A 13380-nucleotide genomic window follows, 5' to 3' on the forward strand; every position below is an offset into this window, starting at 1 on the left:
CCAACTCGGGGCCGCTTCCGGCTGTTCCACGTGGAACCTCAGTCAGAATCCAAGCGACAAAAAAACCCGGCATCAGGCCGGGCTTCTTCGTGTTCCACGTGGAACCTGCAGGTCAGAGACGCAGCGGCATCACCACGTGACGCGACTTCTCGCTGCTGGCTTCACGCACCAGTGCCGAGGAGTTGGAATCGCGCAGCTGGATCACAACGTGCTCATCGCGCAGTGCCGACAGGGCATCGAGCAGGTAGTTCACGTTGAAGCCGATGGCCAGATCGCTGACCACGGTATCGGCTTCGATTTCTTCCTGGGCTTCTTCCTGCTCCGGGTTGTGCGCGCTGATCTTCAGCTGGCCCGGGGTCACTTCGACGCGAACGCCGCGGTATTTCTCGTTGGAGAGAATTGCCGCACGCTGCAGCGAAGCACGCAGGGTTTCGCGCTCAACCTTCACTTCACGGTCGGCACCGATCGGGATTACTGCTTCGTAATCCGGGAAGCGACCGTCGATCAGCTTCGAGGTGAAGGTGACATCGTCGCGCTTCATACGCACGTGGCTACGGCCGACTTCCAGCTCAACCTCGCGCTCGCCGCCTTCCAGCAGACGCTGCAATTCGGTCACGCCCTTGCGCGGCACGATGATCTGGCGCTTGGCGCCGTTATCGTTCTCCAGTGCGGTTTCGCACAGCGCCAGGCGGTGGCCGTCGGTTGCAACGCAGCGCAGGATGCTGTCGCGCAGGTCGAACAACAGGCCGTTGAGGTAATAACGCACGTCCTGCTGCGCCATTGCGAAGGCAGTGCGCTCGATCAGTTCCTTCAACGCGGCTTCCGGCACGACGACGCGCTCGGTGGCTTCAACTTCGTCAACCGACGGGAAGTCATTGGCCGGCAGGGTGGCCAGGGTAAAGCGGCTACGGCCGGCCTGGACGGTGATCTTGTCACTCGTCTGCGAAACCGTGATGCGGCTGCCGTCGGGCAGGGCGCGGATGATTTCGAACAACTTACGCGCCGGGATCGTGGTTTCGCCGTCCTGGGCATCTTCGACCGCGATGCGGGAGACCATTTCCACTTCCAGATCGGTACCGGTCAGCGAAAGCTGGCCGCCTTGAACCTGGACGAGGAAATTGGCCAGAACCGGCAGGGTCTGACGGCGTTCAACCACGTTGACGACCTGGGCCAACGGCTTGAGAAAGGCTTCGCGCTGCAGTGTGAAACGCATGTGGTTTCGTGCCCCTATGCTTTTAAAAAGATGTGGATTAAATCAAAAGCTTGGTGGTGCTGGTAGAGCCAGATTTGGCTTAAAACACACCTAAGTGTTTGTTTTTAAATGTTTTATTGAAGCTGAAACCCATGTATTACTGACGCTGAGCTGGTGGGTGAACCTGTGGATAATTTTGACGCGGATCTGCCTGTCAATTTTATCCACAACTTCTCCCAAGCCTGCCCCCGAATGATGCACCGTTTTGTGCGATGACGCCGCAGTGGCGTAGGTGCATCATTCGCTCCACTTCCAGCCCATACCTCGCTGCCCCAATGGTTTTCCCACCTGTTTCATCGATGAGCGTTTCCACAGGGCAGCGCCGGGGCTTACTCGCTGAGCTTGCGGATCAGCTTGTCCCAGTCTTCGCGCAGCTTGCCGTCGGTTTCCATCAACGTGCGGATCTGCCGGCAGGCGTGCAGCACCGTGGTGTGGTCGCGGCCGGCAAAGGCGTCGCCGATTTCCGGCAGGCTGTGTTCGGTCAGTTCCTTGGTCAGCGCCATGGCGACCTGGCGCGGCCGGGCCAGTGAACGGGTGCGCCGCTTGGACAACAGATCCTTGATCTGCAGGCCGTAGTAGTCGGCAACCGTTTTCTGGATATTGGGGATGCTGATGGCTTGCTGCTGGGCACGCAGAAGATCGCGCAGGGTTTCCTGGGCAAACTCGGTGGTGATCGCGCGGCCGGTGAAGTTGGCGCGGGCGGTCAGCGTATTGAGCGCACCTTCCAGATCGCGCACGTTGGAGCGCATCTTCTTGGCGATCAGGAACGCCACGTCGTCCGGAATCTCGGCGCCGCGTTCGCGGGCCTTGGCCAACACGATGGCAGCACGGGTTTCAAAGTCCGGCGGCTCGATGGCCACCGACAAACCCCAGGCCAGGCGCGACTTCAGGCGGGCTTCCAGGCCTTCCACTTCGCGCGGATAGCGGTCGCAGGTCAGGATGATCTGCTGCTTGCCATCAAACAACGCATTGAAGGTGTGGAAAAACTCTTCCTGGGTGCGGTCCTTGCCGGCGAAGAACTGGATGTCATCGATCAGCAGCGCGTCGACCTGCTGGAACTGGCGCTTGAACTGGTCCATGGTCTTTTCCTGCAGCGCACGGATCATCGCGCTGAAGAACTGTTCCGAACGCAGATACAGCACTTTTGCCGCCGGATTGGCCTGGCGCATGGCATTGCCAGCGGCCAGCATCAGGTGGGTTTTACCCAGGCCGGTGCCGCCGTACAGCAGCAGCGGGTTGTGCGCACGGTCACCCGGCTTCTGCGCCGCCTGGAATGCGGCCGCCAAACCCAGCTGGTTGCTGCGGCCTTCGACGAAATTGGTGAAGGTGTAGTGCGCGTCGAGGTTGCCGTTGAACGGCACCACCGGCGCGGCCGGCACATAGCTGGCCGCCGGGGCGACCAGCGGGGCCGGTTCCGGCGCCCGCGGGCGCGAACCGATTTCCAGGATCACCTCGCCGAAACCGGCGAAATGGGTCAGCAGTTCGCCGATGCGCGGCAGGTAGCGTTCGCGCACTTGGTCGACAATAAAGGCATTTGGCGCGTACAGCACAAGGCTGTCAGCGCGTTGGTCGGCCTGCAGCGGCTTCAACCAGGTGTGGACATCTTCGGGCGGGAATTCCGCCTCCAGACGTTCGAGACAACGTGTCCAGGCATCCATCAGCAATAGTCGTCAAAGGCTTGCCAGCCGGGCGCAGAAAGCCGCCGGGCCACAGGCCGGAAGGGGGAAAGTGGATGGCCCAGACTACCACCGCAGGCCCGATGCGGGAATGCTTGTCCCGGTTTTATTCACAGGCTCATCCACAAGATGTACACCGGCCTGTGGATAGCTTTGTCAAGCAAGACTTGACGTGACCCCGGTAGGGTCTATAGAATTTCCGGTTCTTTCCGTCCACTTCATACAGGTGCCCCAATGGCCACCAAGCGCACGTTCCAACCCAGCAACCTCAAGCGCAAGCGCGATCACGGCTTCCGTGCTCGTATGAAGACCGCCGACGGCCGCAAGATCCTGTCGCGTCGCCGCGCCAAGGGCCGCAAAGTCCTCAGCGCTTGATTGCGTTGCCGCGTGAAGCGGCAATCGCAACACCGATCGTGATCAGTACCTGCCCGCGCAAGCGATTCCCTCGCTCTGCGCGGGTTCGTACGCGTGCCGAATATACAACGGTCTTCAACGGCGCCCGCCGTGTATCCGATCCCTTGATGACACTCCACTGGTTGAAAGGGGATACCCCCGCTCGACTCGGCTTGGCTGTGTCACGCAAGGTGGATACGCGTGCGGTCGGTCGTAACCGTATCAAGCGTGTGTTGCGGGATGCAACACGCCACCTACGATCGTGCCTGAGCGGTGGCGATTACGTCATCGTTGCCCGATCCGCGGCCAAGACCGCCAGTAATCAACAGATCCGTGAGGCGTTCGAGCGCCTGCTGCGCCGTTCCGGCGCATTGCCCGTTGTGGCTGCGGGCGGCACAATGCCGCCGCACGAGGGCGCACCCGCCCCTCTTCCTTTGAACGTACCGGACACTTCCTCCGGTCGAGCCGAGCCTGCCTGCTGATGAACCAGACCCGTGTATTCCTGATTTTTGCCTGGCTGATGGTAGCCGTGCTGCTGTGGATGGAATGGGGTCGCGAAAAGGCCGCACCGGATCCGGCAACCGTGGCCACCACCCAACCGGCCGTGCCGGGCGCCAATGATGTCGATCTGCATGCGCCGGCCAGCGCCGACGTGCCGCAGGCCAGCGTGCCGGGCCAGCCGCCTGTCGCCGCTGCACCCGCCGGCATGGAAGCTGCTTCCAGCGCCCAGCGCGTGACCGTCACCACCGACGTACTGAAGCTGGTGCTCGACGGCCGCAGCGTGCTTGACGCCGATCTGCTGCACTTCCCGCAGACCAAGGCCGCCGGCAGCCCGCCGGTGCAGCTGCTGACCGAAGACAAGGCGCATCCGTACAGCGCCACCGCCGGATGGGCCAGCCAGAACAACTCGCCGGTACCCGGCGCGAATGGCTTCCAGCCGGTGCAGGGTGTCACCACCGTCGCCCTGGCCGATGGCCAGAACGAAGTGCAGGTGCCGTTCGTGTGGAACGGCCCGAACGGCGTCAGCATCCACCGTACCTACACCTTCAAGCGTGGCGATTACGCCATCAGCGTGAAGGACGAAGTGGTCAACACCGGTGCCGCACCGTGGCAGGGCTATGTGTTCCGCAAACTGGACCGCGTGCCGCCGGTGATCACCAAGGGCATGACCAACCCGGACTCCTTCAGCTTCAACGGCGCCACCTGGTTCAGCCCGGCTGATGGCTACCAGCGTCGTGCGTTCAAGGATTACCTGGAAGACGGCACCATCAACCAGACCATCAGTGGTGGCTGGGTGGCGATGCTGCAGCACCATTTCTTCACCGCATGGATTCCGCAGGCTGACCAGTCGGCGCTGTACCTGCTGTCGCAGAACGGTCCGCGCAACGTGATCGAAACCCGCGGCCCCGGCTTCACCGTGGCACCGGGCCAGAAGGTCAGCACCGAGGCACGCCTGTGGGTGGGCCCGAAGCTGGTCAACCAGATCGCCAAGGAAGACGTGAAGGGCCTGGACCGCGTGGTCGATTACAGCCGCTTCTCGATCATGGCCATCATCGGCCAGGGCTTGTTCTGGGTGATGAACCAGGTGCACAAGCTGGTCGGCAACTGGGGCTGGGCCATCATCGGCCTGGTGATCCTGTTGAAGATGGCGTTGTTCCCGCTGGCCAATGCGCAGTTCAAGTCGCAGGCCAAGATGCGCAAGTTCCAGCCGCGCATCGCGCAGCTGAAAGAGCGCTACGGCGACGACAAGCAGAAGTTCCAGACTGCAATGATGGAGCTGTACAAGAAGGAGAAGATCAATCCGCTGGGTGGCTGCTTGCCGCTGCTGATTCAGATGCCGATCTTCTTCGCCCTGTACTGGGTGCTGGTGGAATCGGTGGAACTGCGTCAGGCACCGTGGCTGGGCTGGATCCAGGATCTGACCGCGCGTGACCCGTACTTCATCCTGCCGATCATCAACATCGCGGTGATGTGGTTCACCCAGAAGCTGACCCCGGCGGTGGGCATGGACCCGATGCAGCAGAAGATGATGCAGTTCATGCCGCTGGTATTCGGCGTGATGATGGCCTTCATGCCGTCCGGCCTGGTCCTGTACTGGGTGGTCAACGGCGGCCTGAGCCTGCTGCAGCAGTGGTGGATGATCAAGAAGCACGGCGAAGACGCGCCGAGCAAGGTGATCGAAGCCAAGTAAGCAAAAGCCCGCCGCAAGGCGGGCTTTTCGCATGTGGGGGCAGGCGAAGACGGAAAGTTCGGTTGTTTGGTTGTTTGTGGGTGCGGTGTAAGCCGCGAAGCCGATACAGCATCAGATCGCACAGCTTCCCAGTGTCCAGGCAAGACCAGCTTCGCGGCTTACACCGCTCCCACAAACAGCCAGCCAGTGCCGCGAGCTTGGTTTTTGCCTGTGGCGTTAGAATCACCACATCTGCTGCACCCTTTCACCCCGAGCCTGCCATGCCCCGTTCTTTGTCGCGTTGCCTGTCCTTGCCTGCTTTGTTGCTTGCCGCGTTGACGGTCGCCGGCTGTTCGAAAAAGGACGAGACCAGCACCGCGACGCCAACCCAGGCCAGTGCGCAGGCTGCAGCCGCGGCCAACCCCGCAGCTGCACCGCTGTTGACCGCTTTGCAGAAACAGTTGGACGGGCACCGCCGCATCGTCGTGTTGCTGGCCGACGAGGCACAGCAATCGCCGGCCGACCGGCAGACGTCCAGCCGCATCGGCCAGCAGCTGTTCCATGACGGTCTGGAACAACGCCAGGCCATTGCCGCACAGTTCGACGCCTTGCTGCGTGATCCAAATCCGCAGCGCTTCGCCACCCTGGGCACGGTGCTGGATTACATCGAATCCTCGCCCGAGCTCTACGACGCCGATCGTCTGGCTTTCCGCGAAATACTGCGCGAACTGCATCAGCGTGTAGGTGCGGATTCCTCGTTACCAGCGGTGAAGCTGCGTCAGCGCATCGGCGAAGATCTGGAAGCACTCGACGAGATCGAGCGCAACTACAACCAGGAACTGACCCGCATCTTCAGCCGCTTCGAGCGTACCCGCGCCATCGAACTCAAGCGCGAGAAGTGGGATGACTATGTCGCCCACCTCAACACGCTGTACAAGCGCGACGCAATCCTGCGCGATTTCGGTGTGATCGAGCCCTACCCGATGTCGATGCAGGACAGCGACCGCGAGATCTTCGGCCGCGACTTGCCAGCCAAGACCGTGGTGCTGACCTTCGATGATGGCCCGCACAAGGCCTACACCGATGAAGTCGTCGCCATCCTGCAGCGCTACGACGTACCGGGCGTGTTTTTTGAAGTTGGCCGCAACCTAGGCACAGTCGAGGCCGATGGCAAGGTCAAGCTCGGGTCGATGGCCGGCATCAGCCGCAGCCTGATGGAGCACGGCTACGCGGTCGGCAACCACAGCCTGACCCACGCGCAGCTGTCGCGCACCACCGGCGATGCCCTGCGTCAGCAGGTGCTGGATACCGATACGCTGCTCAAGGGTGTGGATGCCAAGCGCGCACCACTGTTCCGCTTCCCGTATGGCGCGCGCAATGCCGAAGGCCTGCAACTGCTCAACGAAGCCGGGCTGAAATCCATCATGTGGAACATCGACTCGATGGACTGGGCCGACCCGGTGCCCGAATCCATCGTGCAGCGCGTGGTCGACCAGGTGCAGAAGGAACAGCGCGGCATCATCCTGTTCCATGACATCCACGACCGCGCGGTGAAGGCGCTGCCGCAGATCCTCGACAAGCTGATCGCCGATGGCTATCAGTTCGCCGGCTGGAATGGCCGTGATTTCAGCGTCAGCCGTGTGCGCAAGGGCGCGGTCGGCGACACCACGGTCACCACTGGCTACGAGAAATCCTGGGCGATCGTCATCGGCATCGACGAGTACGCCAAGTGGCCCAAGCTCGAATACGCCGGTCGTGATGCACAATCCATCGCCGATACCCTGACCGGCCAGTTCGGCTTCCCGTCTTCGCAGGTGATCGTGCTGAAGAACCAGCAGGCCACCCGCAACAACATCCTCGCTGCGTTCCATGACCGCCTGGCCGATGAGCGCACCGGCAAGAACGACCGCGTGTTCGTGTTCTTCGCCGGCCACGGCGCAACCCGCCAGCTCGCTTCTGGTCGTGACCTGGGTTACATCATTCCAGTGGATTCGGATCCCAACGAGTTCGCCACCGACGCGATCGCGATGACCGACATCCAGAACATCGCCGAGAGCATGCAGGCCAAGCATGTGCTGTTCGTGATGGATGCCTGCTACAGCGGGCTTGGGCTGACTCGCGGTGGCGGCAGTTCGTCGTCCTTCCTGCGCGAGAACGCGCGCCGCAGCGCGCGGCAGATGCTGACTGCCGGCGGTGCCGACCAGCAGGTCGCCGACAGCGGCCCGAACGGGCATTCGGTATTCACCTGGGTGCTGTTGCAGGCGCTGGCCGGCAAGGGCGACCTCAATGGCGATGGGCTGATCACCGGCACCGAGTTGGCCGCCTATGTGGCGCCTGCGGTATCGGCGGTATCGCGGCAGACCCCGGCCTTCGGTAGCCTGCCCGGTTCGCAGGGTGGCGAGTTCGTGTTCCAGGTGCCGGACAGCCAGGAATTCCTCAACGCCGATACCCGCCAGCTGTCGGCTGACGCCATCGCCCTCAACAGCCGCGTCGATGCGGTGCAGGACGCCAAGCCTGCAGGCAAGACCGAGGCGCCGGTGACAGTGGCCGATCTGCAGGGTGGCAAGAGCACCCTGGTAGTGCCGGCCGCCGTACCGACTTCGGACCGCCAGCGTGCGCAGCAGGCCAATGACCGCGGCCTGCAGCTGTACCGCGAGAAGCGCTATGACGAAGCCGCCCTGCAGTTCACCGAAGCACTGAAGCTACGCCCGGACTTCGCCCAGGCGGCGAACAACCTCGGCTTCGTCTATTACCGCCAGCAGCGCTATGCCGAAGCCGCGCGCTGGCTGGAGAACACCTTGAAGATTGATCCCTCACGCGCGGTGGCCTACCTGAATCTTGGCGACGCCTACTTCAATGCCGGCGACAAGCCCAAGGCCAAGCAGGCCTACAGCACCTACCTGGAGCTGCAGCCGCAGGGCAGCGGTGCAGCCCAGGCCCGCGCGCAACTGCAGAAGCTGTAAGCGATGAGCGACGTGTCCACCGGCCAGACCATTGTTGCCATCGCCAGCGGCGCCGCTGCCGGCGGCGTCGGCATGCTGCGCGTCTCCGGCCCGCAGTCACTGCGCATCGCGGTTGCATTGGGTTGTCCACAGCTCAAGCCGCGCCACGCCCATTACGCCAGGTTCCGCGATGACACCGGCGAAGTCATCGACGACGGCATCGCCCTGTATTTCCCCGGTCCGCGCAGCTTTACCGGCGAAGACGTGGTGGAACTGCAAGGCCACGGCAGCCCGGTCGTGCTGCGCCAGCTGCTGAGCCGCTGCATCGAGCTGGGCGCACGCCAGGCCCGCGCCGGTGAGTTCAGCGAACGGGCCTTCCTCAACGGCAAGCTCGACCTGGCCCAGGCCGAAGCCATCGCCGACCTGATCGCCGCTGGCGATGTGCGCGCCGCCCGCGCGGCGCGGCGCTCGCTCGATGGTGTGTTCTCGCGGCGGGTCGAAGAGGTGGGTGAGCAACTGGTGCGGCTGCGCATCCATGTTGAAGCCGCCATCGACTTCGCCGATGAGCCGCTGGACACGCTCGGCGGCGCGCAGGTGCGCGCCGGCATCGGCCAGGCCAAGGCCTTGCTGGCCCAGCTGCGCATCGACGCCGAACGCGGCCGCAAGCTACGCGATGGTCTGCACGCGGTGCTGATTGGCCCGCCGAACGCCGGCAAGAGCTCGCTGCTCAATGCATTGGCCGGCAGCGAACGCGCCATCGTCACCGATATCGCCGGTACTACCCGCGACACCTTGCGCGAGACCATCCGCATCGACGGCCTGGAGCTGGAGCTGGTCGACACCGCTGGCCTGCGCGAAGGTGGTGACGCCATCGAACGCGAAGGCATGCGCCGCGCCCGCGCCGAGATGCAACGGGCGGATCTGGCCATCGTCGTGCTCGATGCCCGCGATCCGGAAGCGGGCAGGGCGGCGATCGGTGATGCCGCCGCACAGGCCGCGCGTCAGCTGTGGATCTACAACAAGTCGGACCTGCTGCCGCAGTGGCCACAGGACCTCGGCGAAGACAGCATCGCCCTGTCTGCCGCCAACGGCGAAGGCCTGGAACTGCTGCACGCACGCCTGCGCGAGATCGCCAGCCACGGCGCAGGCGAGGGCATGCAGGGCGAGTTCTCCGCGCGCCTGCGCCATGTCGAAGCGCTGGCCCTGGCCAGCGAACACCTCGATGCCGCCGATGGTCAGCTGCACTACGACCAGCTGGAACTGGCCGCTGAAGAACTGCGCCTCGCGCATGACGCGCTCGGCGAGATCACCGGCCGCATGACCGCGGACGATCTGCTGGGCAGGATTTTCTCGAGCTTCTGCATCGGCAAATGATGTCGGCGTTGAGCCACCGGCCGGTAGCGGCCAGACAACACAAAAGTCAGGAGGTAGTTGATGTTTTCGCACATCGTGGTTGGGGCAAATGACATAGAGGCATCCAAGGCGTTCTATGACGCGCTGCTGTCCACGCTCGGTGCAAAGCCGGGTTTCGTCGACCCCAAGGGCAACGTGGTCTATCTCCACGCCGGTGCTCTGTTGATCGTCGGCCATCCGCGCAACGGCGAGCCGGCTACCCATGCCAATGGCGGCACCATCGGCTTCAGCTGTGCTTCGCCGGACGTGGTGGAGGCCTGGCATGCGGCGGGTGTGGGTAATGGTGGCGTAAGCGTGGAAGACCCGCCGGGGCCGCGGCAAAGCCCGTTCGGTCCGCTCTACCTGGCGTATCTGCGCGATCCGGCCGGCAACAAGCTGTGCGCCACGCACCGTGCGGCTCAGGCCTGAGCAACGTTTCCCTGCTGCGGCGGCGCGGAGCAGATCTCGCCGCCGGTTACTGACAGTTCTGTTTGCCGCCGTTAGGCTAGGCCCTGTTACGGGATTCCCCCGCCAACGGAGTCAGTCCAATGCGCCATTGATGCCACCGTCTTGATGACGGTCCCTACCAGTCCCTGCTGCCGCTGGCGGTCGGGTGCTTCGGGCATCGATGGAATACCGCATGACAACTTCTATTTCCGTGACGCTGGACGGCGTCGCGTGGCACTCGCCCGATGGGCGCAGCCTGTTCTCCAACCTCAACGCACAGTTCGATGACCGGCCCACCGGTTTGGTCGGCCGCAACGGTGTGGGTAAGTCCGTACTCGCGCAAATACTGGCTGGACTTCGCCAGCCCAGTGCTGGGCACTGCCGTCGCATCGGTGAGGCCTACTACCTTGCACAGCAGGTACAGCCACAAACAGGACAGCGCGTAGCCGAGCTCGCTGCTGTGGATAAGCGTGTGGATGCATTGCGCAGGATTGAAGCCGGAAGCACGCTACAAGCGGATTTCGACGCGATTGGCGAGCAATGGAGCCTGTGTGAAACCTTGCAGCAATCATTGTCCGATGCAGGTCTGCACGGCGTGGATGCGGATACACCTGTGGATAAGCTCAGTGGCGGGCAATGCATGCGCGTCGCTCTGGTGGGGGCGCTGTTGCAGCCGGTGGAATGGCTGATCCTCGATGAACCCAGCAATCATCTCGATCACGCCGGCCGGCACTGGCTGGCCGGGCAGCTGCGCGCGAGAAAGCAGGGCCTGATCCTGGTCAGCCACGATCGCCTGCTGCTGCAGCTAGTGGAGCGCATCGTCGAACTGTCGCCGCAAGGGCTGCGCAGCTACGGCGGCAACCATGCGTTTTATGCACAGGCCCGCGCAGGCGAACGCGCAGCGGCCGAGGCCTTGCTGCAGCAACGTCGCCACGAACGCCGCAAGGGCGAGCAGGCGCTGCGCGAGCAACGCCAGCGGCTGGAACAACGCAGCGCGCGCGGCAACCGCGATGCCGCCAACGCCAATCAGGCGCCGATCCTGCTTGGCCTGCAGCGGCAGCGTGCCGAAGCCAGCCTCGGCAAGGCACGCGCGCAGCTGGATCAGCGGCAGGTGCAGCTGCACGACGCGGTGCGCGAGGCACAGGCTGGTAGTGAAGTCGCCGCCCCGGTATTGCTGGTCCCAGGCGTGCAAACCAGCGGACCGGAGTGGGTAGTGCGTTCCAGCGGACTGCAGCTGCCGCATGTGGCACCGGCGCTGCGCGCGCTGGACTTCAATCTGCGCCGGGGCGAACGTGTCGCCATCACTGGCGCCAATGGTGTGGGTAAGTCGACATTGCTGAAAGTGCTGGCCGGACAGCTGCCAGCGCTGGCGGGCGAGGTGAGCGTGCAGGTGCCAGCGGCTTTGCTGGATCAGCAACTGCAGCTGCTGCCGGAGCACAGCAGCGTGCTGGATGCCCTGCGCCTGAGAAATCCCGCGATGTCGGAAGGGGAGTTGCGCAGCCGGCTGGCCTTGCTGGGGCTCGATGCCACGCAGGTACAGCTGCCTTCAATCCAGCTCAGCGGTGGGCAGCGACTGAAAGCCGGCCTGGCCTGCGCGCTGTACGCCGATCCACCGGCACAGCTGCTGTTGCTGGACGAGCCCGGCAATCATCTGGACCTGGATGCGCTGGCGGCTCTGGAAGATCTGTTGCGCCAATACCAGGGCAGCCTGTTGCTGGTATCGCATGACGAGGCGCTGCTGCAGGCCATCGGCATCACCGCGCGCCTGCATGCCGGAGCCGATGGCTGGCAATGGCAGCGCGAATAGTGACGCGATGTTCTTCCGCACGTCACATCCAGCCGTCATGCTGCGCGCCTTGTTTTCGATAGGAGCGTTGACGGTGCGAAGCTGGGCCTGGTTGATGGCGGTGGGGGTTGGCGTGGCATGCTGCGGGGTAATGGACAGCTCAGCCGCACAAACTTACCCACAGGTTTCGGTGTACGCGCACCGCGGTGCCAGCGCACTGCTGCCCGAGCACACCCTGGCCGCGTATGCACAGGCCATCAGCGACGGCGCCGATTACATCGAGCCGGACCTGGTGATGAGCAAGGACGGGGTGATGCTGGCCCGGCACGAGAACGAGATCGGCTCGACCACCGATGTCGCCAGCCATCCCGAGTTCGCCAGCCGCCGCACCCGCAAGCTGATCGATGGCCAGCAGGTCGAGGGTTGGTTCACCGAAGACTTCACCGTCGCCGAGTTGAAGACGCTGTATGCGCGCGAGCGCCTGCCGCAGATCCGCGGCACCGCCTTCGACGGCCAGTTCCGCATTGCCACCCTGGACGAGATCATCAGCTTCCTGGTGCAACAGGCCGGACGCGCCAATCGTGGCATCGGCCTGGCGCCGGAGATCAAGCACGGCAGCTACTTCAAGAGCATTGGCCTGCCGATGGAGGACAAGCTGCTCGCCAGCCTGCAGGGCAATAGCTACACCAAGGTCGCGCCGATCCTGTTGCAGTCCTTCGAGACCGCCAACCTGCGGCAGATCCGCAGCAAGCTCGGCAAGGACAGCAATATCCGCCTGCTGCAGCTGCTCGATTCCAGTGACGAGAAGCCGGCTGACATCGCCTTGGCCGGTGGCAGCCTGACTTATGCACAGATGACGACCCCAGCCGGCCTGCGCGATATCGCCGGCTATGCCAATGCGATCGGCGTTGAACGGCGCGCGCTGGTGCCGCTGGATGCACAGGGCAAGTTGGCTGCACCTACCGCCTTGATCGGCGATGCGCATGCCGCCGGCCTGCAGGTAGTGGCCTATAGCTTCCGCCCGGAAAACCCGTTCCTGCCACCGGCACTGCGCCAGGGGGCGGAGAACGCACGCAACCCGGAGGCCTCGGTGGCCGAGATCCGCGCCTATCTGCAGGCCGGCATCGATGCGTTCTTTACCGATGATCCGGCGCTGGGTCGACGGGCGGTGGATGGTGGTTCGTAAAGGCTGAAGAGCGGCCCCTCCCCAACCCGTCCGGCCCGAAGGCGTAGCCTTCGGTCGTTCATCAGGCCGCGCGCCAATGGCGCGCAAGCAGGCCTTCTTCACCCCCTTGGCTACGCCAAAGGGAGGGAGCCAAGCA

Annotated in this window: 10 protein-coding genes; 8 read left to right on the forward strand and 2 right to left on the reverse strand. The window is 63.8% G+C overall.

Annotation, left to right across the window (positions count from 1 at the left end; genetic code table 11):
- Nucleotides 1–112: 112 nt before the first annotated feature.
- Complete coding sequence (gene dnaN / locus ACVOLV_RS00715) at nt 113–1213, reverse strand: DNA polymerase III subunit beta (protein ID WP_481552710.1); 1101 nt, start codon at nt 1211–1213, stop codon at nt 113–115.
- 368 nt (nt 1214–1581) lie between these two features.
- A complete protein-coding gene (gene dnaA, locus ACVOLV_RS00720) occupies nt 1582–2910 on the reverse strand; it encodes a chromosomal replication initiator protein DnaA (protein ID WP_481552711.1) in 1329 nt (442 codons plus the stop codon).
- A gap of 252 nt (nt 2911–3162) precedes the next feature.
- Between dnaA and rpmH the strand changes: the two genes are divergently transcribed.
- From rpmH to ACVOLV_RS00760, 8 genes are all read left to right on the forward strand, one after another.
- Complete coding sequence (rpmH, locus tag ACVOLV_RS00725) at nt 3163–3303, forward strand: 50S ribosomal protein L34 (RefSeq protein ID WP_006404565.1); 141 nt, start codon at nt 3163–3165, stop codon at nt 3301–3303.
- Nucleotides 3300–3803: a ribonuclease P protein component gene (rnpA, locus tag ACVOLV_RS00730; RefSeq protein ID WP_405051631.1), complete on the forward strand. Its 504-nt coding sequence runs from the start codon at nt 3300–3302 to the stop codon at nt 3801–3803. The genes rpmH and rnpA overlap by 4 nt, the downstream gene beginning before the upstream one ends.
- Entirely contained in the window at nt 3803–5512 is a 1710-nt protein-coding gene (yidC, locus tag ACVOLV_RS00735; protein ID WP_481552712.1) for a membrane protein insertase YidC, read from the forward strand. The genes rnpA and yidC overlap by 1 nt, the downstream gene beginning before the upstream one ends.
- Nucleotides 5513–5772: 260 nt before the next feature.
- Nucleotides 5773–8454 (forward strand): polysaccharide deacetylase family protein, encoded by a 2682-nt coding sequence (locus tag ACVOLV_RS00740; protein WP_481552713.1) that lies wholly within the window; start codon nt 5773–5775, stop codon nt 8452–8454.
- Nucleotides 8455–8457: 3 nt separating this feature from the next.
- Entirely contained in the window at nt 8458–9807 is a 1350-nt protein-coding gene (gene mnmE / locus ACVOLV_RS00745; RefSeq protein WP_481552714.1) for a tRNA uridine-5-carboxymethylaminomethyl(34) synthesis GTPase MnmE, read from the forward strand.
- A 60-nt stretch (nt 9808–9867) separates the two neighbouring features.
- A complete protein-coding gene (locus tag ACVOLV_RS00750) occupies nt 9868–10254 on the forward strand; it encodes a VOC family protein (RefSeq protein WP_481552715.1) in 387 nt (128 codons plus the stop codon).
- A 211-nt stretch (nt 10255–10465) separates the two neighbouring features.
- The gene (locus ACVOLV_RS00755) at nt 10466–12079 is read left to right on the forward strand and encodes an ATP-binding cassette domain-containing protein (protein ID WP_481552716.1); all 1614 of its coding nucleotides are present in this window, start codon (nt 10466–10468) and stop codon (nt 12077–12079) included.
- Between the two features lie 130 nt (nt 12080–12209).
- Nucleotides 12210–13244: a glycerophosphodiester phosphodiesterase gene (locus tag ACVOLV_RS00760; RefSeq protein ID WP_481552751.1), complete on the forward strand. Its 1035-nt coding sequence runs from the start codon at nt 12210–12212 to the stop codon at nt 13242–13244.
- Nucleotides 13245–13380 lie beyond the last annotated feature (136 nt).

Source organism: Stenotrophomonas sp. STEN023 (assembly GCF_056760135.1).